The organism is Arenibacter nanhaiticus (assembly GCF_900141935.1).
In the GTDB taxonomy this organism is placed as follows: Bacteria; Bacteroidota; Bacteroidia; order Flavobacteriales; family Flavobacteriaceae; genus Arenibacter; species Arenibacter nanhaiticus.
Genome location: NZ_FQYX01000021.1, coordinates 16,094 through 38,352 on the forward strand (window position 1 = coordinate 16,094; position 22,259 = coordinate 38,352).

A 22,259-nucleotide genomic window follows, 5' to 3' on the forward strand; every position below is an offset into this window, starting at 1 on the left:
TGTTTTTATTTCAGGGGATATGTTTTGGCAGGGCGAGCGCATTTCCTTTCAAATTAGAAACGAATAGACAGCTAACAATTGGTAAAAGAAAAAATTCAAAGAGGGGTAAGGGTATCTAGATATGTAATATATAAGGAAACCCTAGTAGATTTTAAAGAACATTTTTGGTCGTTTATAGGGACTTTTGTCGGGATGGGATTATTGGCTTTTGTACAAAGTTATTTCCTTGATAAAACAGAAAACGTCTTGCTCATAGGCTCCTTTGGCGCTTCGAGTGTATTGGTTTACGGAGCCATACAAAGTCCGTTGGCCCAACCCCGAAATTTAATAGGTGGCCATGTGATTTCGGCCATCATAGGGGTGACGGTTTTTAAATGCTTACCCGATATTATTTGGCTTACGGCTCCTTTAGCGGTAGCCCTATCTATAGTACTGATGCAAATAACCAAAACCTTGCACCCCCCGGGAGGTGCTACGGCCTTGATAGCGGTAATGGGAGCTCCCAAAATAGCAGCCTTAGGGTATTATTATGTATTCTCACCAGTACTGAGCGGAACGCTTATATTAGTGTTAGTAGCCTTGGTATTTAATAATATGACGAGCTATAGGCAATACCCTACCAGCAAAAAATTCACTTACTTCAAAAAGAAGAAACTAAAATTATTTTCAAAAAAGGATCGCTGATAGAATTCTTATTTCCGATCTAGAATTTTACTACCCCATCTTGGGCTACCTTATTCCAAATTTCTATGTCATAATAAGGGGGGGCAATTATTTTGACAAAAGCCCTGCTTGCTTGTCTTTGTTTTCTACTTTTATACTACCAATACTGGAGTAGGCCCCGTGGTTCTTTAAAAAAGAATCCAGATGCCTAAACTCCGCATATTTTTAGGATTGTTTAACGTATTCATGGCCTGAAAAACGCCAATAATAGATGATTTTTGTAGTAAAATTATATGAGCGAAAAGAAGTGGTATCATAACAGTGTTTTTAGAGTTCTTTCCAGGTTGGTAGGGATTATCTTGTTATTGTTTGGAGCAAGCCTTCTTTTTGTACGTAGCTCCTGGGGGCAGGATATTATTATCGACAAAGTGGTGGGGTACTTGGCTGACAAAACCAAAACAAGAGTTGAGGTAGAAAAGTTGTATATCACTTTTAACGGGAATATTCTTCTGAAGGGACTTTATCTGGAAGATCAGCAAGGAGATACTTTAATATATTCTAAGGAATTAGAAGCTTCACTGGCGTTGGTGCCCTTGATACGGGGAGATAAATTCCACCTAAAAAAATTAGCATGGTCTGGGGTAAAAGCAAGGATAGCTAAAGAACAGGGCGCTTTAGCCTATAACTACGAGTTTTTAGTGGACGCCTTTTCATCACCTACAGATACTTCGGTCACAACAACCCAAGCCCCTACGGAGCCAATGGCGATGGAGATAGGGAGTGTGGTCTTTAGTGATTTTGATATTGCCATAAAAGATGAGGTCTCGGGAATGCTAGGAAACCTTCATTTGGGGGGGGTGATACTAAAAATGAAGGAGATAGATCTTGCGAGCATGAAATTTCATCTGGGAGAAGCTTCTATATCCAATACATCCATTTTCTATGAACAGTCAAAACTAATCGCATCGGTACAAGATACCACTAGTACTGCCTTGCCCTATATAGCAATAGATGCGTTGATGTTAAACAATGTAAAAGCTACCTATAAAGATCAACCACAAGAAATGGTCGCCGAGATAGAAATAGGTGATTTTCTTTTGAAATTGCCCCAGGCCGATCTTGCCCAAAAAAAGATAGAACTTAGCAGTTTGGCCATTAATAAGTCTTATTTTCACTTAGAAACTGCGACCAAGGCCAATCCTACCTTAAAAGATTCCGAAGAAAAGGAAACTTTACCAAGTTTTATATGGCCAGATTGGGATATAAGTGTAGCCGAAATAAGCCTTAATGATAACCAGTTCTCCTATAAGGATGGAGATGTTTCCGCTACCAAAGGCCTTTTTAACGCCCAGGACATGGGTTTCTCAGTAGTGTCACTTCATCTCTCGGAAATATCCTTATTAGATAAAAATGCCCAACTTGTCTTGGATGATTTTTCCTTTAGGGAGAAGAGCGGTTTCGCCATAAATGAGCTTGGCTTTAAACTTATGGCAGGCCAAAGGGACCTATCCTTGACGAATCTTGTCATGGGGACAAACAATAGTAGACTTCAAGGCAAGGTGTTACTGCAATACGAATCTATTGATCACCTTATACAAACGCCAGAAAAAACAAGAATTAACGCAGGTTTTCCAGAAATCCAGCTAGGTGTTTCCGATGCTTTTGTATTTCAGCCAACCTTGGAAAAGAATCCTTATTTTAAAAGTTTGGGACTTCACCCATTAAGAGCGCGCGTTACGGCCGGCGGTACTTTAGAAAATTTACAAATAGACAATACCGCTATAGCTTGGGGCAAGGCTACTACTATCGATATTAAGGGAAGTGTACATAATCCTATGGAACCTAAATCCTTGAACTTCGATATTTCCAAATTGAATTTTAGGACCGATAAAAAGGCCATTTCAAGTTTTGTTTCTGAATCCCAATTGGGGGTGGATATTCCCAAAACCCTAATAGTAAAGGCACAATTCAAGGGAAGTCTAGACGATGTTGTCTCAAAACTAACCATAAATATGCCAGAAGGAGATCTGCTGTTTGATGGGCAACTAACGTCTAAAAACACATTGGCCTTTAAAGGGCTACTTCAGGTAAAAGGATTGGAACTAGACAAATTGTTGCAAAACGATGCCTTGGGGAAAATTAGCTTTACCGCCAATACATGGGGAAAAGGAAAGGATGTAAATAGTTTGGATGCCGGAGTTCAGGTAGATTTTTCCGAGCTGCAATTGTTACATTATAATTATGCCAATCTTACCCTAAATGGGGAACTAAAGAAAGGGAAGGGAGCGGTTCGTTTAAATTTTAAGGATAACAACCTAGACCTTTTTGCGAATACCATAGTTGCCTTAGATAGTGTATCCCCAGAATTTGATGTCTTTATAGACCTAAAAGGAGCCGATTTTGCAGCCCTGGGCATTACCAAGGACGATATTCGGGCAACTTTAAAATTAAAAGCCAATTTTAAAGGCAGTGCCGAGCAGTTTGATTTCCGAGGGACTATTACCGATGGGGTGACCGTTTACAACAAAACCTCATATCCTATAGATGATGTTGCCATCAACACAAGGGTTGATGACAGGGGAACCCTTCTAAACATGACGGGTAAAATGCTAATGGTAGCCTTGGAATCTAATAAAAATCCCGAATACCTTTTGGCAGCCCTTCGGCAGCAGTTTAATAGTTATTTGGAGGATAGTACAAAAAGAGAGGAGGCAATAGTGCCTACGACCATGAAAATGGATCTAAGGGTGCACAAAACCCCCATGTTGGAAAAGGTTTTATTGCCGGGATTGGAAAGGATGGAAGATATTAAGCTTCACTTCGATTATAAGGAAGCCGATAATACCATCACAGCCAATTTACAGGCTCCTTTTATACAGTATAAGGAAAGTAAAGTAGACAGCCTGCATTTAAACCTAGAGGGGGTAGGTGCTGCCCTAAAGTTTACTTTCGGGATTGAGGGCCTTGAGTCTGGTCCATTGTTGATCAAAAAAACTTATTTTGATGGAGAGGTAAAAGACAAGACCTTGTTCTTGGATTTTAATGCCATGGACCATAGTGAAAAATTAGTGTATCTAGCGACCCAAATAGAAAAACAAGGCGACACTTTAGCGCTTCATATTAATCCTAAATCTTTAATATTTAATAAAAAACAATGGCAAATACCCGCTGAAAACCAGCTGTTGTATGCTCCAAATTATATAAGGGCTAAAGATTTTATACTGAGTAGAAACCAACAGGAATTGGCTGTCAGTTCAAGCTTTTCCGACCAGAAAAAAGAACATATTGGGGTTCTATTTTCAAATTTTAGACTATCGACCTTTAGCAGTTTGTTAAATCCGGATGAGTCCTTGGCCAAAGGAACCCTAAAAGGAAACTTTATCCTCGAAGACCCATTTGGAAGTACTGGTTTGGTAACGGATTTAGATATAGAGCAACTAGAGATTACCGGGATTCCGATGGGCCATTTGGCTACTAGGGCTACTTCCAAAAATGGAAATAATTATGATTTTGACCTTAGGGTAAACGGAGGCGATTTGGACCTATCCGTAAACGGCGGTTTCCTAGCGGCCGAAAGTGGGGCAGAATTAAATTTAGACCTCGTACTAAACGAGTTAAAAATAAAAGCCTTGGAGCAGTTTGCCCAAGGGGCTATCACTGAGACTACCGGTAGTGTCAACGGAAAGTTTAAAGTTTTTGGAACCCTTGAAGAACCCTTGTACCAAGGCAGCTTTAATTTTGACCAGGCAGGGCTGTTATTGAAGAGTTTAAATACCAGGTTTACCATGGCCCATGAAACGGTAAGTCTAGATAACAAAGGTATATATCTCCGTAATTTTACCATTACCGATGCCAATAGCAACCGCTTTGCCTTAGATGGGGAAGTGGGTACAAAGAACTTGCTAAACCCCACCTTTGCCCTAAAGGTGAAGGCTAACGATTTTCAAGTCATCAACGCTACCATCGAAGATAACCAACAGTATTACGGGAAGGTAAAAATGGATGCAGATATGACCCTTTCGGGAAATTTGAAAATGCCAAAAATAACCGGTATCCTTAGGATTAACGAAGGATCCGATTTTACTTTTGTTGTTCCAGAATCCCAGTTAGACATCACCGAGCGAGAAGGGGTAGTCATTTTTGTCAATAAAGAAAACCCCAATGATATTTTAACAAGGAACAAAGACGATGGGGCTTCTTCTGCCATACTCACCGGCTATGCCATAGATACTCAGCTGTCCGTAGAAAACAATGCTACTTTTACCATTGTTATCGACGAACGCAGTGGCGACAATTTTCAGATTTCTGGAAAAGGCGATTTTATAGTGGGGGTAGAACCTAGTGGAAGAACAACCCTTTCGGGTAGGTATGAAGTGAAAAAGGGCCATTACGAAGCCAGTCTCTATAATTTGGTAAAAAGGAGGTTCGAAATATCACCGGGAAGCAGTATTATTTGGAACGGGGATCCTTTGGATGCGTCCTTGGATATTAAGGCCATTTATAAGGTTGAAACCTCGGCCGCCCCCTTGATGGCCACAAAAATATCGACCCAAAATGCCGCTGAAAGTAGCAAATACAAGCAAAAAGTACCTTTTTTGGTTTATCTAAATGTCGACGGCTCCCTATTGTTACCGGAATTGTCTTTTAATTTAGATATTCCAGAAGCAGAACAAGGGGCATTTGGAGGAGCGGTTTACGGGCAGGTACAACAGCTGAACAAACAAGAGGAAGAACTTAACAAACAGGTGTTTTCCCTATTGGTGCTCAATAGGTTCTTCCCCGGAGCTACAAGTGATGGGAGCTCGGGAGGGGCAGCGTCTATAGCCCGCGACAATGTAAACAAAGTGCTGTCTGGTCAGCTGAACAATTTTTCGGAAAAATTGATAGGCAAAACCGGAGTGGATCTCGATTTTGGATTGGACAGTTTTACCGATTATCAAGGAGATGCTCCCCAAGACAGGACGCAGTTAGATATTAGTGCCAGCAAGCGTTTATTTAATAATAGATTAATAGTCCAAGTCGGTAGTGAAGTAGATTTAGAAGGGAGTAGTCAGGTCTCTGGTGAAGGTACCCCCGTCATTGGAAATGTAAATTTGGAGTACTTGTTGACAGAGAACGGACGTTTTAGAATAAAAGGGTTTCGAAAGAACGAATTCGAAAGTGTCATCGACGGACAGCTGATCGTTACTGGGGTAGCCCTTATTTTTAATAGGGAGTTTAATAAATTCAAGGAGCTTTGGTCACGACAATTGAAAGATGATGAAACCCAAAAAGCACCACAAAAGCAAGAAAATGGTGGACAAAAGGAATAAAATAATGTGGGTAGGGATACTCCTTTTGGGGCTTGTACTGCATTCTTGCAGTGTAAAAAAGTACATTCCAGAAGGAGCACAATTATATGCAGGCGGGAAATTGGAATTGACTTCGGAAGAGCCCGTAAAAGATCTAAAAGTGGTAGCCGGGGAATTGGACGCCTTATTGCGTCCTGTGCCCAATTCCAAAATTTTGGGAATCTATTTAGGGCTCTATGCCCATTTTAAAGCACAAGGAGAGAAACCGGGCTTTATCAATAAGTTCCTAAATAAAAAAATAGGGGAAAAGCCGGTGTACTTATCAGATGTAAATGCCGAAAAGACCAAAGAGCTTATTCAGAATAGGTTGGAAAATCGCGGTTTTTTTTACAATGATATTTCTTCAAAGGAAATCAGTAATAAAAACAGCGCCTCGATAGTGTATCAGGTAGAGGTCAGTCAGCCCTATACCATGGAAACCTATCAATTGGACACGGATTCCCTCCCTATTTATAAGGCCATCCAAAAGAGTTTAGGTGCCAGCGTCCTTAAAAAAGGAAATCGTTATGATTTGGCTTCTTTGAAGCAGGAACGCGAACGTATAGATGCCGATTTAAAATCTCAGGGATATTATAATTTCAATGGCGATTTTTTAATTTTTGAAGCGGATACCAATCGTTACAAGAACAGGCGTTTCGATCTTTTCTTAAGACTAAAGAAAGAGGTACCTCAAAAATCCCAGATTCCCTATATTATCAAGGACATTACCGTTTATCCTAATTACATGATTGATGAAAAGGGGCAAGCCCTGGATTCCGTACGTTTAGATGGTATCGATTTTCTTCAGCAACCCTTGTTTTTTAAACCAAAACGGTTGTCTCCCTATATTTTATTAGAAAAGGGAAAACGCTATACCCCAAGTGCATCTAGGCTTAGCAGCAATCGACTGTCTTCTATCGGGACTTATAAGTTTGTCAATATCAGATATAACGAGCTGGTTGCCGATAGTCTAATTAGCACGGACAGTATTGGGGCCTTGGATGCCCGGATATATCTATCGCCTTTGAACAAAAGGTCTATCCGTACAGAATTACAAGCGGTATCAAAATCTAATAATTTTGCTGGTCCTTCCCTAGCGGTAACCTATAGCAATAGAAATTTATTTCAAGGCGGGGAAACCTTAAATTTAAGTGTCGATGGGGGATACGAAACGCAGTTGGGAGGCAAAGAGAATGCGGGGCTAAGCAGCACGAAAATTGGTCTAAAAAGCAGTATGGTCTTTCCGCGTTTGTTAGCGCCTATAAGAACGGAAGGACGTTTTAAATACGGGGTGCCCAAGACAAAAATAGAAGTGGGGGCCGAATTTTTTAAACGGAGCCAATTATATAATGTACACTCCTATAATACCTCTTTTGGATATTTGTATAATGCCAATAAATATGTTTTTCATGAACTGGTGCCATTGGGTTTCAATTATGTAAAGCTTTCTAAAAGCAGCGCAGAATTTGAAGCTATTTTAAATGAAAATCCGTATTTAAAAAGCAGCTTTAGACAGCAGTTTATCGCTGGTCTCAGCTATTCTTTTACTTATAATGAGCTCCTAAGACAAAAGAGGAAGCATTCCGTCTTTTTCAATTTTAATCTTGATATAGCGGGAAATACCTTGAGTTTGCTCAGCAAGAAAAAAAACGATACCGGAAAAAATACCTTTTTAGGATTGGAATACGCCCAATATGCCAAGTTTGATGTAGATTTTAGACATTACTTGAAACTGGGGAATTCCCAAACCTTAGTCTCTAGGGTTTTTGGCGGTATAGGCCTGCCTTACGGAAATTCTACGGCCCTTCCTTTTTCCAAACAATATTATTCCGGGGGGCCTTATAGTGTCCGTGCCTTTAGAATAAGGTCTTTAGGGCCAGGGAGCTACCTGCCGAGCACTGATAACCAAACCAATTACTTCGATCAGTCTGGGGATATTAGGCTAGAAGCCAATATTGAGTACCGTTTTCCCATATATTCGTTTTTTAAAGGAGCTTTGTTTGCCGATGCTGGTAATGTTTGGTTGATCAAAGAAAATGAATCTTTGCCAGGAGGAAGGTTTACTTCCGATTTTATAAACGAGCTAGGGGTTGGCGTAGGGGCCGGATTGCGGGTAGATATTCAGAGTTTTGTCATTCGATTAGATGTGGCCGCCCCTTTTAACAAACCGTATTTGCCCAAGAAGGATCGTTGGGAAGTAGGGATTAAAGAACCCATCTTAAATTTTGCTATTGGATATCCATTTTAGTAAGCGTTATGCAAATGGGGTGTTGTTTAAAAAGATAAGTAGCTGTTTTTATCCTTCTATTTAACGAAAAACACCATGATACGGTATGATGTAGGTCATATGTATCTCTGCCTGACTAGGTTATATTTGGGTGTAATAACGCTAATACGGCATATGGTGTATGGTTATGGGGTCTCACATAGTGGTAGGGATAAGGCAATTCTTTGAACAAATAGGGGAGTTGTCCTTTTTCTTTGGCCGCTTTTTAAAGGAAGCCATCAAGCCCCCATTCGAATTTTCCGAGCTCTTGCACCAATGTTATAGCGTTGGAAACCGTTCCCTGCCATTGGTAGGCATTACAGGTTTTATTATAGGTTTGGTTTTAACGCTACAGACCAGGCCCACTCTAGAAGAATTTGGAGCAGTGTCCTGGATGCCTAATATGGTTGGGATATCTATTATTAGAGAAATAGGCCCCGTAATCGTTGCGTTGATATGTGCCGGACGTATTGCCTCTGGGATGGGAGCAGAATTGGGCTCTATGCGCGTTACCGAACAAATAGATGCCATGGAAGTCTCTGGTACCAATCCGTTTAAATATCTGGTGGTCACCAGAATTATCGCTACGACCATGATGATTCCGATTTTGACCATTTTTGGCGATGTGCTGGCTTTGTACGGCTCTTTTTTGGTCGAAAATTTTAAAGGAAACGTTTCGTTTCAACTCTATTTCAACCAAGTATTCGACGCCTTGAGTTTTGGTGATCTTATTCCCGCAATAGTCAAGTCCTTTTTTTTTGGAATGGCCATTGGTCTGGTCGGTTGTTTTAAAGGATATAATTGTAAGAAAGGTACGGTGGGCGTAGGGGTAGCAGCCAATACCGCCGTGGTAATGGCTTCTATGCTCATTTTTATACTGGATTTTATAGCCGTGTTTATTTCCGATATTTTTTATGATCTATGAAAGCTACTCAAAACATAACCTCCGTACAGCAATCCAGGGCCATGCCCGAGGCCGTCATTGCGATCAAGGATTTGCGAAAAAGTTTTGGGGATAATCACGTCCTGAACGGATTTAATATGAAACTCTACAAAGGAGAAAACTTGGTCATAATGGGCAAGTCCGGCTCCGGAAAATCTGTAATGATCAAGTGTTTGGTAGGCCTTATGCAAGCCGATAGTGGTAGTATCATGGTCATGGGCAAGGAAGTGGCCAAACTGAACCGAAAGCTGCTTGATGAGTTACGGGCCGAAATAGGGTTTCTTTTTCAGGGGAGTGCCCTGTACGATTCAATGACCGTTCGCGAAAATTTAGAATTCCCCCTACGACGGCATCAAAAAAAAATGGGGAATAATCTAGATACCAATTCTTTGGTAATGGAAGCCCTGGAAAACGTTGGTCTGGCCCATACCGTCGATATTATGCCCGAAGAATTGTCGGGCGGAATGAAACGACGGGTGGCCTTGGCCAGGACTTTGATCATACAACCTAAAATTATATTATACGATGAGCCTACCAGTGGGCTAGACCCTATTACCTCTAAAGAAATTATAGAATTGATGTTGCGGATTCAAAAGAAATACCAGACCTCCTCCTTAATTATTACCCACGATGTGGATTGTGCCCGGGTGATTGCAGATCGTATGATATTGTTAATTGATGGAATAAATTATATAGAAGGAACATTTAATGAGTTAATACAGATAAACGACCCAAAGGTGAAAGCCTTTTTTAAATAAACAGTCATGGGAAAGACAGCATCTGAAAAATTAAAGCTAGGGGTTTTTGTGATCATAGGAACTATTTTAATTGTTGTGGGCGCGTACCTAATAGGGAATAATCAGAGTCTTTTTAATAAAACCTTCGTCATTAATACGGTTGTCAGTAATGTAAACGGACTTCAAGTAGGGAACAACGTTCGTTTTTCCGGAATCAACGTAGGTACAGTAAAGAGCATTGAAATGGAAAATGATACCAGTATCAGGATTCGTATGGTCATCGATGAAAATATGCTCCAATATATTAGGAAAGATGCCGTGGTAACGATAGGATCTGATGGTTTTGTAGGGAGTATGATCGTCAATATCATTCCTGGAGAAGGCGCTAGGCCTTTAATAGCACCAAATGACGAACTTCGGTCTTATAGTCGAATCGCTACCCAAGATATGCTCCGTACCTTAAATGTCACCACAGAAAATGCCGCCATGCTCACCTCCAATTTATTAAAGGTATCAGAGTCCATGGTGAAGGGAAATGGTACCTTGGGAAAACTTCTGAACGATACCCTTATGGCCAGGGATCTTCAGCAAACCATCACCAATCTTAAACATAGCAGCAATACGGCCATTAGTGCTATTGCAGGCTTAAACAATATGATAGGGAGTATGAATTTTGAAGAAAGTACTGCTGGACTTTTCTTAAGCGATACCCTATCGGCCCAAAAAATACGGACTATAATAGATCATTTGGAAACCTCGGGGGGAGCAGTAGAAGAAATGCTGAAGGAGCTCAATGTAGTTATAAGTGATGTTAAAGAGGGGCGGGGGGCCATTCATTATTTGTCCCAGGATACCACCTTGGTACATCATCTGCAAAATACCATGAAGAATGTCGATGAAGGCAGTCGGCGTTTTAATGAAAATATGGAAGCTCTAAAACACAGTTTCCTTACCCGTAGGTATTTTAGGAAATTAGAAAGAAAGCAGAAAAAAGAAGCGGAACAAGCGCTCGAAGGCCAATTGTAGACACTATTGCGTTCACTGTGTGTACGTTAAAAATATCAGGGCTTATTTTTCGAGTTCAATCAGCGTAATTTCCGGGCGCATTCCCAGCCTACCTGGAAATCCCAACCATCCTAACCCTCTATTAACATGCAGGTACTGATGGTTTTGCCTATACAGGCCAGCCCAGTGTTCATATTTATATTTAATAGGGCTCCATTTTTTGTTTTTTAGCCGTATTCCGGCTTGCATACCATGGGTATGGCCCGATAGGGTAAGGGCAATATCCGTAGCTCCCACCACCTCTTCTGTCCAATGGGAGGGATCGTGGGATAGCAATATCTTAAAAGGAACCTCCTGCACCTTCTTTAGGGATTTTTCAAGGTCTCCGTATTGTTTGAAGGGTGGATTGCCCCAATTTTCCACACCGATAACCGCTATCTCTTCTCCGTTTTTGTCGATAAGGACTGCTTGATTGAGCAATAATTGGAAATCTATGGTCGCAAAGAAATTTTTAATAGCCTCAAAATTTTCCTTTTTGGCACTTTTAGACTCCCATGTGCTGTAATCGCCATAGTCGTGGTTCCCCAATACAGCGTACTTTCCGATCTTGGCCGATAGTTTTTTTAAAACTTGGTCCCACCCCCTTAACTCCCATGAATAGTTATTGACCAAATCGCCCGTAAAAAAAATAATATCGGGGTTTAAATGGTTGATGGTGGCAATGGCCCTTTTTAAAATGTGGTATCTATAATTAAAACTGCCCAAATGCAGGTCCGATATTTGAACGATCTGCAAGCCTACAAAACTTTTGGGCAGCTTTTCGCTTTTTATTGTAATACGATGGACTTTAAAGCGGTACACCGCTTTAAAAACCGCATAGAGAATGACGAAAAACGGTAAAAATCCTGAAAAAACACCTATGAGTGGAATGATAATAAGCGAATCTGTTTCGGAGAACATATAATTGGTAAAGTAAAGTACCGAAATAACGATCACAAAAATCAGTTTAGGGATAAAGGACGATACCGTCAATCCGTATAGGGAAGAAATTAAGAGATGCTTGCGCTGGGGGGAAATACTGTCTATCCGGATTTTTAATACCAATATGGCGGTGACCAATCCGATTGTAAAAAACCAAAAGCTGCTATAAATAAAGGTTTTAAAACCGGTAGAAGAAATCGGATAGGAGATAGCCTGCAGCCAATAAAAGGCCAAGGAATCGACCAACAGCAGTACCAAACACAAAAGAAAAATGGCAAAAAGAGAATACGAACGCATACGGTAGTATTATGGTTTAATAGCATTAGTATTGTTAAACCTTCTTTTATCCTTAATAGCCCAAAAGATACCTTTGACATCTTTTACCCAATTTTTGTACATATAAATTAGCGTTATTTCTTCGATGGTTTCTAAAACCCCCAATACGATCATGAGGTAAAACAACCAATAAAGAGGACCAAAAAACAGGAGCCACAAGATAAAAGCCCCTTGGGCCACTGCCGATAATTTTGCCAAATAGGTGTGAAAAGCCGTAGCCTTTCCATATTTTATAAAGGCAATAGCCATTTGAATGAGGTAGGGAACAAAGGCTATGAGAATAAGGAGGTAGTTTTCTTTTATAAATGGAAACTCAAAAACCAACAGGCCTATGAGTCCAACCACTAGGGTGATTTGGTCCCCCATAGAGTCTAATTGAGAACCTCGTGCACTGGATATCTTAAATTTCCTGGCCAAGTAACCGTCAATGGCATCGGTGCTATAACTAATGAGCAAAAACCACGAAAACAACGCTCGTTGTTCAAAGGCAATAAGGCTTAAAAGCAATGGAACGGCCAAAATGCGGTAAAATGAAAACCAATCCGCAATATTATATTTTTTAAAATTAAACATATGGGTTACAACGAGTCACTGATTTATACGAGTCCCCTTAATTTACAAAATTACCACCAAGTAAAGAGTCTAGTTTTTTGGTAATAGTATTTACATAATACGGAATGTCTTCTAATATAGATTCTCCGGTGATTGCATCGACCTCCTTCATTTTAGAGGTTCCTTTCCCGGAGGTAGTTAAAATAACCATTCTATCTAGGAGTTCTTGTTGTCTTTCTATATATAATTTCACTTCGGTTGGAGGCTTCCAGTACTCCCAGGTATGTAAAAGTAGGATAGCATCGTAATTGATAGGGTTTATACGCTCTAAGGAGGATACATCGATGACCTTTATATATACTTCCTTCATTTTGTAATAGGCCACGACTTCTTGGGTAAGCCGATTCTTAAATTCGCTTCCTTGGGTGGCAATCAGGAGCTTGGAGTCTAAGGAAATGGAATTTTCATCATATTCACTGGCCTCGCTCATTGCGTAAGTATTATGGTACCACATTAAAAAAATAAGGAATAGGAGTAGCAAAGAAAAGATCACCGGCCATATTTTATTAAATGCTTTCATAAATTTTCGGGCTATTTTTTAGTGGAATCCAAACTGTGTTTTAGGATTTGTTTTAGACTGTCTAAATAATCTTTCATGACCTTTAAGGTAATATCCGGATGGTCCTTTGTCGGTATGGTGATAGGGTCTTCATCCAAGAATTTATAGAGCTGGGGGTGTTCTGCCTTTATGGTATTGGTCAACTGGGTGATTTCCGTAAGTATACGTTGTAATTTGTCCATGATAGTAAATGATTTAGTCTGCTAATATCCGATCGGTTTATTGGGTTGTTTATAAAGGAATTGCATTGTAATTAATTAGTTTTTAAAGTGTTTAGGTGCTTTTTTTTTAATGTCTTTTAAGCGTGTTAAAGTAAATCTATGACTTTCCTATCCGAAAAAGAATGACACAAATCATATAGGGGACATATTTTAAGCTACTGATGAATATCATTTTATGTGTTGGCCCTAATTGGTAGTTTCATGTTTCATAAGGGGGTCGAACAGCGCTAATGAAAAAAGATAGAAACCTTTGAAATGAGCATGACCGAAATCTGGTACCAAGTACGCATGCTGCTATGTGAATTAGATGCTTGTACTGAGCGCCTCCGAAGTTTGACCATTATGAAACAATAAAAATCCGCATATGAAAACCATATTGTACGCCACGGATTATTCCCAAAATTCGGTTACTGCTCTGCACTATGCCGAAGCATTGGCGAAGAAAAGTAATGCCCAAATGGTAATGTTACATGTTTTTGATATGCCATTAACCTTGGCAAGTACGGTATCTATTTCCTATATCACTAAAGAAAAACGCTTGTATACGGAACATAAAAATAAATTAATGGACTTTTGTTTGGCACAGATGAAGAGTGAAACAAACAGGGAACAATTACTATGGGAAGTACATGAAGAAAGTTCTGTAGTAGACGGGATTCGGGAAAAGGCAGTTGAACTTGGGGCCGATTTGATAGTAGTGGGAACCAAAGGGGAACGGATATTAAAGGAAATGTTGTTCGGTACCACTGCGGAAGGCCTTATAAAGAAAACTCCTTGTCCGGTCTTGGCCGTGCCAGAGAATAGTTCTTTGGAAAGCCTGAAAACCATGGTGTACGCGACAGATTTTGAAGAGGCCGATATTTATGCGATTCGAAAATTTGTCCAAATTGCCGGTTTATTCGACGCCCAGCTAAATGTTGTTCATATTACTTCCCAGAAAGAAAAGAACGGTCAGGACCAAATGGATTGGTTTAAAGAAATCCTACAACAGAAAGTAGTCTATTCTAAATTGGAGTTTCATTTGTTATATTCAGAAAATATATTGGAAGCCTTGATACGGTATCTGATAGATTCGGATGCGGGTTTGTTGGCTATGTTAGAAAGAAAGGACAGTGGGTTTTTTCAAAGGTACTTTCAATCCGATCTGGTGAAAAAAATGGAAAGAAATACCCCTGTGCCCCTCTTGAGCTATAACGTTTCTGGACTTTAGGCAGACTGAAAAATGAGTTCGTATATTGTTCTATTAAGGAAAGTTTTTCTGATGTAAAATGGACTTTCTGATAGCAGTAGCTTTAAATTTCTCTTTTTTGTTTCTCAGGACCTAGTGGTTAAAAGTATGCACAAACCGAATGGTGAATGTAGCAATATAGATAAAACCAAAGCAATAAAACTCCCGATGACCGACTTGTTTTAGTACTGTTATAATTAATAATGGCTACATTTTTAGATTAATACGCGTTAGGGACCGCGGCGGCATCCCCGCAGCGGAGCAAGGGATATAGACAAGGGCCCGCCCGACGAAGGAGGGAACGCCCAAATAACTACAAAAAGGGGCTAAAAGAAGACGGGATTTCTACCCCTAAAGAAAAAAATCACAATATTTAACTCAATTATAAGGTGTCCGTCAACGAAAAAATGAGCTATGCCGTTTGTCATAAAAGAGGCGATTACAAAAATAAAAGATGGTGTCTTATAAAGATCAGCAATGGATTTGGTATATTTATGAAGGTCCAAATCCGGGTAATTGGGAGGGAACTGATAACGATCATTAATTAAATGAGGAGGATAATTTAAATTTCGTAAATATTTTAAATCATTGAGAATGTTACACCAGGGAAATACATCGGAAGAAATCCTCAAAGACTTTCATAGTGATACGATGCTATGGAAATCATTGGTAGGGTATATGGAAAAAGAAGCGGTTTTCCTAGGTAGCTTATTGAATACGGGAATATACCAGGATGTCATGACCGATCATAATCAACGGTTCAAAAACTACAAGACCGCCTTGGAAACCAAGACGAAAGAAATACACCTTCTTAAAAATGAGGTATTGGAGTATGAAGATGAGTTAAGGGGGATTTTAGAATGCGAGGATATTTACTGTGATACCTTTTATATGGAAAATCACACTACCTTTAAACAGCGATTCGAGCAGTTGTTTATCGCCTTCAATGACTATAAAGTAAGTGTGTTTCAGTATGTCGGAAATCTATTGTAATACTCCAGGACTCAAAAAAAAATACATCTCATAAAGAACCAGAACGTATTCTCTAAGGATTTATAAGGGTTTTTGTCCTTTTTAGTAATGATTCTTGAAATTAGCGCTAGCGATGGCCATTATTTTAAAATGCTTATAGCCTGTGATCGGCGGCACGTATATTGAAAGGGTTTGGTTGTTTCCTAAACCTGTTTTTGGGTTTGTTTTAGATACTTTGAACTTTTTTATAGCGTCAATGATGAAAAATTTTCCTTTCCATCTTTCTCTTCCTAGTAAGGATTTACAGAAGACCAAAAAATTTTATTTAGAAATTTTAGGAGCTTCTTTGGGAAGGAGTACGGATCAATGGATAGATATTGATCTGTATCAAAATCAAATAACATTTACCAAGGCCGGCGATTTTAATTTTGAATATAAAAGTTATCGCTTGGGGACCGAAATACTGCCTTCTTTTCATTTTGGTATCATAGTCGATACGGATTTATGGTGTAAATTATATGCCCGATTATCGCCATTGGACCTGGATATTACTACCGAAGTTACTTTTTTGGAAGATAAGGTAGGCGAGCACCTTTCTTTTTTTATCCAGGATCCCAATGGGTATATGGTAGAGTTTAAAAGTTTTAAAAATAATAATGAAATCTTTAGCACGGCATAAGATACCAAGGAGGAACTATTTTTGAAGTTTCGTCTAGCCGTTCATTGAGGGGATTATTTTACCGTCTTCCATTTCTATGATCCTATCGGTTCGTTTGGCAAAATCCAAGTCGTGGGTAACGACCAATAAAGATAGGCCTTGTTCTTCCTTTAATTGCTTAAAAATCTGGAATACATTTTCTGAGTTATAGCTGTCCAAATTCCCCGTAGGCTCATCGCCCATTAGAATAGAGGGGTTGTTGATCAGGGCCCTAGCGATGGCTACCCGTTGTTTTTCGCCTCCCGATATTCTAGACGCCCTTTGTTTGGCCAAATGTCCTATATGGAGCATTTTCAGTTTTTCCATGGCATCGTGCTCTATTTCGGCAGTGGATTTCTCAGCCAATTTTTTTGCAGGGAGCATTACATTTTCTAGTACACTAAACTCGGATAATAAATAGTGAAACTGAAATACAAAGCCTATGTTCTTATTCCGAATTCTAGATAGTTCACTCGCTCGTTTCCCGGTAACCAGCTCATTGTTAAGAAACAGCTCACCCGTATAATCGGTATCCATGGTAGATAGAATGTATAGCAAGGTCGATTTTCCCGAACCCGATTTCCCCATAATGGAGGCAAACTCTCCCTTCTTTATTTGAAAAGAAATATCCTTGAGTACATGGAAAAGCACCGGTTTTTTAAAATATTTATCAATGTTTTTTGTGGCTAAGACTAGGCTCATAGGTTGGTTTTAGGTTCCTCGGATAATACGTACAGGGTCTATTCGTTTTGCTTTGGCTGAGGGCAGATAGCCCGCGATAAAGGTAGCGATCAGGGCAAAGGCTATGCCAATAAGGTAATACCATGGATTGTAATTTATGGGGTAAGTGGTAATGGTAGGCAAGGCCTCGGTCTTAAAAGGAACCGTATCGATGAGGCGCGAAAGGATAAACCCGAGCAGGAGTCCCAAACCACCGCCGAGGACACCGATGATCATGGCCTGACTCATAAAAATGAGCTGTACATCCACTCCGGAAAAGCCGGTGGCTTTTAAGATGGCAATATCCTTCATTTTTTCATAGATAAGCATGTTCAGGATATTGTAGATTCCAAAACCAGCTACTATTAACAGGGTAATGGATACAGCATAGGTGATAAGGTTCCTGATATTGGATCCGGTCTCGAACTGTGCATTGGCCTCATTGATATCTACCGCTTGTATTTGAAACTGTTTTTCCAACCTATGGGCTATTGCAGGAGCCATTTCTATATGATGGAGTTTAATGTTTATATCGGTAATGTAATTTTCGACTTCCCCGGTAATGCGCTGCACGGTAGACAGATTGGCATAGCTTTGAATATTGTCTATATCGGCAATACCGCTTTGATAAATCCCCACTATTTTTAAGGGAAAGACATGGCCTCTTATGGTGCTGATCTGCACCCTGTCTCCGGTAGTCAGGGACATTTTTTTTGCCAGGCCTGCACCTAACAAGATGCCATTCTCATTGTTTTTTAGGGCCTCGGGGCTTCCATCGACAATATAGTCGCGAAAATTGGAGAGGCGTACCTCTTCCATGATATCTACGCCCACCAAATTCCCTCCCAATTCTATAGAACCAGAAAGGTAAAATAGCTGTTCGCGGAGTTGGGGGGTAGCGCCCTTTACATTTTTATCGGCCTTTAAATAATTTAAGATGGGCAGGGCATTATGAATTTTCTTTTGACCTTTTTTAGGTTTTATATGGTGAACCATATGAACGGCATCCCTGTATTCCGCGTACAAGGATACCGGCTGTTGTGTAGAGGGCGCTATTTCATTGTACATATGTATATGGGGGGTCTGGTTAAGGATCAAACTGTCGAGCATCTGGTTGAGTCCAGTCATAAAACTCACCAAGGTAATATAGGCCCCTATACCAAAAGTGACCCCCAAGGCAGCGGTTACCGTAGATTTCATCTTGGTGATAAGATGGGTCTTTGCGATGTTCAATATGACCTTCCAGTTAATCATTCCTTTGGTTTTAGCAGGCTAGTATGTTCGTTTATGCCCTTTAAAATCTCCACCCTTTCCAAGTTTTGAAGTCCTACCGTCACTTCTACGATGCCATGATCGGTTTGCACCTTGTTTCCCGGCAACAGGTATTCTTTAGGGATGGTAAGGGCGTTATCCTTTTGGGCAATAATGATATTGCCTTCCCCTGCCAATCCAGGATATAGTACTTTGGGCATCTGGTTAAAAATAGCTTCGACCTTAAAGGTTTGCGACCTTTCGTCTTTTCTAGGGTATATTTTGCTGACTGTTGCGGTAAAAACTTGGTTCGCATAGGCATCCAAGCTTATGAATGCTTTTTGTCCCAATGCCAGTTTTACAATATCGACCTCGTCTACCAGCATATCTATGATAAAAACAGAATCACTGCCTATGGCCGCCAAGGGCTCCATCGTATTTACAATCTCGCCCTGATTTTTGTATAATGCGTAGACCTTGCCATTTATTTTGCTCCTTATTGTAAAATCCTGGGAGCTTATTTGGGCACTTTTATAGGTGTTGTCAGCTTGTAAAACCTTGTTTTCCAATTCTTTTTTGGTACGACCATAATTGCTTTTTAACAGGTTTAATTTGTTTTGTGACAGTGCATAGGCAAGTTTTCTGCTATCGAATTCTATTTTAGATCCTATTCTTTGATTCCAGAGTTTTTTTTGTCGCTCATAGTTAATGGAGTCATTTTTTAAGGTCGATGCCGCCGCCGCCATCTCTTCCTCCAGATCTTTTAAAATAGGGGAAGGGCCTTTATAATTCTCCCTACTTAATTCAAGTGCCAGCCGTGCATTTTCAGTACTTAAAAGCAGGGCCGAATTGATTATTTGAAGAATAGGATCGCCTTTTGCTACCTTATGGCCCTCTTCAACCAGGTTGCGCTCTACAATTCCCACCACAGAAGCATAGGCCTGGTAAAGGCTGTCGGGCTGTATGGTGACCGAGGCGTAAACGGATTCCGTAAGCATTCCCTTTGTGGGGTGCATCCGCTCTTGTTGGTCGCCACATGATAGCAAGTTATAAATCAAAAGAACACAGAATAGGTACCTCATCATCAATAGTTTGGCAATAGGTAAAAATAAAGAGAAAAAGTAGCTCGGAAACATGAGATAAGTCATCCCAAGGGCCGATTGTTAAAAAAAGATGGCTGTTATGATGAAAATCATAGTATAAGTACTAGGTTCTGGAGTACTTTATGGGCGAATAAAAAATACTAGTATGCCTAGTTACCAAGCCGCCATATCCATTAAAATGCAAGACCTTAGTCTACTTGGTAATTTGACGATTCCGGAGGGGGCCGTTGGTATCGTTATATTTTCTCATGGCAGTGGTAGTAGTAGGCTAAGTCCTCGCAACAATTATGTTGCAAAGGTTTTACAGGACCACGGTTTGGCCACACTTTTACTGGACCTGCTTACGGCAGAAGAGGATCTGGTCTATGAAAATAGGTTCAATATAAATTTATTGGCCAAAAGATTGATAGCGGCTACGCATTGGGTTAAAAACCAAGAGCATACCAAAGCCTTGGCAATGGGGTATTTTGGTGCGAGTACTGGTGCAGCATCGGCATTAAGGGCCAGTGCATTTTTAGGGAGCGACATCCAAGCGGTGGTATCTAGGGGCGGGCGGCCAGATTTGGCCATGGCTGTATTATCGCGCGTTGAGGCACCTACGCTTTTTATTGTAGGGGGATGGGACCGTGAGGTCGTAGCCCTTAACCAACAGGCATTTTCGGAACTAAGAGGAGATCACCAATTGGTAATAGTTCCCGAAGCCTCCCATCTTTTCGAAGAGCCGGGAAAATTAGAAGAAGTTGCAACCCTTTCAACCGCTTGGTTTAAAGAGTATCTCACCTAAAAATTGGATCTTATGTTTAAGGACAGAATAGATGCAGGAATTCAGTTGGCAGAAAAACTACTACCGCTGAAAAATGAAGATGTCTTGGTTTTGGCAGTGCCTAGAGGCGGACTTCCTCTGGGGGCCATTATCGCAAAATCCTTAGACGCCCCACTGAACATTGTCTTCTCCAAGAAAATAGGACATCCTAGCAATAGGGAATATGCCATAGGAGCCGTGAGCATGGATTACAGTGTCCTTGGCGATGTTGGGGGAGTATCCCAAGAATACATAAAAGAGGAAACGGCCCGATTACGGCAAAAAATGAAGGCGCGATATCTTCAATATTATAAAAATATAAGGCCAGAATCATTGGCAGGTAAAACGGTGGTAATCGTAGATGACGGTATTGCTACTGGAAATACCATGTTGGTTACCGTAGCCTTGGTAAGCCATCAAAAGCCAAAAAAGATTATAGTAGCCATTCCTGTTGCACCTTCCTCGGCAATTCGAAAATTAAAAGAGCTGCCAGAATTGGAGGAAGTGATTTGCTTGGAAACACCGGTTATCTTTAAGGCTGTGGGGCAGTTTTATGAAAATTTCCATCAGCTAAGCGATGCCGAGGCTATCCGTATTTTAGAAGAAAGCAATTAGGTTCCTTGCTTTAATTAGGACATAATTGGTATTAATAGAAGCAGCTAATTATTTTAAGAGGAACCTTATCCGATTTAAAAACAAATCCAATATGGTTTTTGATGGTACCAAAGAGATGCAAAAAATAATAACACTGACGGTAAACCCTTTGGTAGATAAAAACACTACTGTTGTCGGTTTAAGACCCGATACGAACTTAGCTGCCACACAAGCTTTTTATCATGCAGGAGGAGGTGGAATTAATGTATCCAGGGCCATTCACAATTTAGGGGGTAGTTCGATGGCCTTATTTTTAGAAGGCGGCCGAACTGGGGCCCATTTAGCAAACTTATTGGGTAGCGCTGGCATTCCAATAAAAACGGTACACATTTCTGGGCATACCCGTGAAAATTTTGCCGTAAAAGATAGGGTGACCCAATTGGCCTACAGATTTAGTATGCCCGGACCTTTTGTGAAGGAAGCCGAATGGAAGGCGTGTTTAACAGCGGTAGAGGGTATTTTAAACCCGGGCGATTACTTAGTAGCTAGTGGAAAATTAACCACAGGGATTCCCGACGATTTTTATCTACAACTAGCCGATATTGCCGAAGCAAAAGGAGCTAAACTGGTCCTAGATACCAAAGGTAAGGCCTTGTTGGAAGCCATTAAAGGGAGAATATACTTATTGAAGCCCAATTTGGCCGAACTCAGTGAGCTCTGCGGGGTATCTTATATTTCCTATTCTGAACTCGAACCTTTGGCCAAGAACTTTATAAACCGACATTCCTGTGAGTTTATGGTGGTTTCCCTTGGGGCCAAAGGAGCCCTTTTGGTAAGTGCCCAAAACATAGCGTACATTCCAGGGGTAGTGGTTTCCCAGCAAAGTATTATTGGGGCAGGGGATAGTATGGTTGCCGGGATGGTATGTAGTTCATTTCAGGGGGCTACCCCTTTGGAAATGGTGCAATATGGCGTGGCCTGTGGAACAGCCACCACCATGCGGGCGGGGACAAAACTGTGCAAAAAAGAAGATGTTGAAGGTATTTATGAATGGATACAGCTCCGAGAAAAAGAAACAAATAAAAGTTTCTAAAAAAGTCAAACCTGACTTTTGTCATTTTATACCCTCTATGCCCCCTCTACCTTCGCAGCATTATTAAAAACATAATAGTGGATTAAAAAACAGCAAGGATAGCGAAGGAATCGATGTTGTTTTTAAAAGGTAGCCAATTGGGGGAA

19 protein-coding genes are annotated in these 22,259 nt (G+C 40.5%); 12 read left to right on the forward strand and 7 right to left on the reverse strand.

The features are described from left to right. Positions 1–78: 78 nt before the first annotated feature. The 6 genes from BUA16_RS12400 to BUA16_RS12425 all read left to right on the forward strand — a co-directional run bounded on the left by BUA16_RS12400 (position 79) and on the right by BUA16_RS12425 (position 10,965). Positions 79–684: an HPP family protein gene (locus tag BUA16_RS12400; RefSeq protein WP_072765073.1), complete on the forward strand. Its 606-nt coding sequence runs from the start codon at positions 79–81 to the stop codon at positions 682–684. Positions 685–956: 272 nt separating this feature from the next. Next, positions 957–5,975 (forward strand): translocation/assembly module TamB domain-containing protein, encoded by a 5,019-nt coding sequence (locus BUA16_RS12405; RefSeq protein WP_072765074.1) that lies wholly within the window; start codon positions 957–959, stop codon positions 5,973–5,975. Next, entirely contained in the window at positions 5,920–8,241 is a 2,322-nt protein-coding gene (gene tamL, locus BUA16_RS12410) for a translocation and assembly module lipoprotein TamL (RefSeq protein WP_245795559.1), read from the forward strand. Before BUA16_RS12405 ends, tamL begins: the two co-directional genes overlap by 56 nt. Positions 8,242–8,401: 160 nt before the next feature. Beyond that, complete coding sequence (locus tag BUA16_RS12415; RefSeq protein WP_072765075.1) at positions 8,402–9,184, forward strand: MlaE family ABC transporter permease; 783 nt, start codon at positions 8,402–8,404, stop codon at positions 9,182–9,184. A 41-nt stretch (positions 9,185–9,225) separates the two neighbouring features. Beyond that, the gene (locus tag BUA16_RS12420) at positions 9,226–9,960 is read left to right on the forward strand and encodes an ABC transporter ATP-binding protein (RefSeq protein ID WP_072765124.1); all 735 of its coding nucleotides are present in this window, start codon (positions 9,226–9,228) and stop codon (positions 9,958–9,960) included. 6 nt (positions 9,961–9,966) lie between these two features. After that, positions 9,967–10,965: an MlaD family protein gene (locus BUA16_RS12425; RefSeq protein ID WP_072765076.1), complete on the forward strand. Its 999-nt coding sequence runs from the start codon at positions 9,967–9,969 to the stop codon at positions 10,963–10,965. A 42-nt stretch (positions 10,966–11,007) separates the two neighbouring features. Here BUA16_RS12425 and BUA16_RS12430 read toward each other — a convergent pair whose 3' ends face one another. The 4 genes from BUA16_RS12430 to BUA16_RS12445 are packed head-to-tail and all read right to left on the reverse strand — an operon-like array spanning position 11,008 to position 13,614. Beyond that, positions 11,008–12,222 carry a metallophosphoesterase gene (locus BUA16_RS12430; RefSeq protein WP_072765077.1) on the reverse strand — a complete coding sequence of 405 codons (1,215 nt, stop codon included), beginning with the start codon at positions 12,220–12,222 and terminating at the stop codon, positions 11,008–11,010. Positions 12,223–12,231: 9 nt separating this feature from the next. After that, positions 12,232–12,834, reverse strand: coding sequence for a CDP-alcohol phosphatidyltransferase family protein (locus tag BUA16_RS12435; RefSeq protein ID WP_072765078.1), 603 nt, complete (start codon positions 12,832–12,834; stop codon positions 12,232–12,234). Between the two features lie 37 nt (positions 12,835–12,871). Then, entirely contained in the window at positions 12,872–13,393 is a 522-nt protein-coding gene (locus BUA16_RS12440) for a hypothetical protein (RefSeq protein ID WP_143150506.1), read from the reverse strand. Between the two features lie 11 nt (positions 13,394–13,404). Next, positions 13,405–13,614 (reverse strand): hypothetical protein, encoded by a 210-nt coding sequence (locus BUA16_RS12445; protein ID WP_072765080.1) that lies wholly within the window; start codon positions 13,612–13,614, stop codon positions 13,405–13,407. A gap of 403 nt (positions 13,615–14,017) precedes the next feature. On the opposite strand from BUA16_RS12445, the gene BUA16_RS12450 reads away from it, so the two are divergent. The 3 genes from BUA16_RS12450 to BUA16_RS12460 all read left to right on the forward strand — a co-directional run bounded on the left by BUA16_RS12450 (position 14,018) and on the right by BUA16_RS12460 (position 16,532). Beyond that, positions 14,018–14,863 (forward strand): universal stress protein, encoded by an 846-nt coding sequence (locus BUA16_RS12450; protein WP_072765081.1) that lies wholly within the window; start codon positions 14,018–14,020, stop codon positions 14,861–14,863. A 612-nt stretch (positions 14,864–15,475) separates the two neighbouring features. After that, complete coding sequence (locus BUA16_RS12455; RefSeq protein ID WP_072765082.1) at positions 15,476–15,874, forward strand: hypothetical protein; 399 nt, start codon at positions 15,476–15,478, stop codon at positions 15,872–15,874. A gap of 235 nt (positions 15,875–16,109) precedes the next feature. Next, positions 16,110–16,532 (forward strand): VOC family protein, encoded by a 423-nt coding sequence (locus BUA16_RS12460; protein WP_245795561.1) that lies wholly within the window; start codon positions 16,110–16,112, stop codon positions 16,530–16,532. A gap of 33 nt (positions 16,533–16,565) precedes the next feature. Here the strand turns inward: BUA16_RS12460 and BUA16_RS12465 are convergent, their stop codons facing one another. From BUA16_RS12465 to BUA16_RS12475, 3 genes are read right to left on the reverse strand one after another with little or no spacing between them, the layout of a single operon-like run. Next, positions 16,566–17,252 (reverse strand): ABC transporter ATP-binding protein, encoded by a 687-nt coding sequence (locus tag BUA16_RS12465; protein WP_072765084.1) that lies wholly within the window; start codon positions 17,250–17,252, stop codon positions 16,566–16,568. 9 nt (positions 17,253–17,261) lie between these two features. After that, the gene (locus BUA16_RS12470) at positions 17,262–18,524 is read right to left on the reverse strand and encodes an ABC transporter permease (RefSeq protein WP_072765085.1); all 1,263 of its coding nucleotides are present in this window, start codon (positions 18,522–18,524) and stop codon (positions 17,262–17,264) included. Then, positions 18,521–19,606, reverse strand: coding sequence for an efflux RND transporter periplasmic adaptor subunit (locus BUA16_RS12475; RefSeq protein WP_245795562.1), 1,086 nt, complete (start codon positions 19,604–19,606; stop codon positions 18,521–18,523). Before BUA16_RS12475 ends, BUA16_RS12470 begins: the two co-directional genes overlap by 4 nt. 163 nt (positions 19,607–19,769) lie before the next feature. Here BUA16_RS12475 and BUA16_RS12480 point away from each other — a divergent pair, with 163 nt between their 5' ends. Genes BUA16_RS12480 through BUA16_RS12490 form a run of 3 tightly spaced genes read left to right on the forward strand, consistent with a single transcriptional unit; the run spans position 19,770 to position 22,113 of the window. Further along, positions 19,770–20,408: a dienelactone hydrolase family protein gene (locus BUA16_RS12480; RefSeq protein ID WP_072765086.1), complete on the forward strand. Its 639-nt coding sequence runs from the start codon at positions 19,770–19,772 to the stop codon at positions 20,406–20,408. Positions 20,409–20,420: 12 nt separating this feature from the next. Continuing rightward, positions 20,421–21,041, forward strand: a complete 621-nt coding sequence (locus BUA16_RS12485; RefSeq protein WP_072765087.1) for a phosphoribosyltransferase — start codon at positions 20,421–20,423, stop codon at positions 21,039–21,041. A gap of 25 nt (positions 21,042–21,066) precedes the next feature. Beyond that, complete coding sequence (locus BUA16_RS12490) at positions 21,067–22,113, forward strand: 1-phosphofructokinase family hexose kinase (RefSeq protein WP_245795563.1); 1,047 nt, start codon at positions 21,067–21,069, stop codon at positions 22,111–22,113. Positions 22,114–22,259 lie beyond the last annotated feature (146 nt).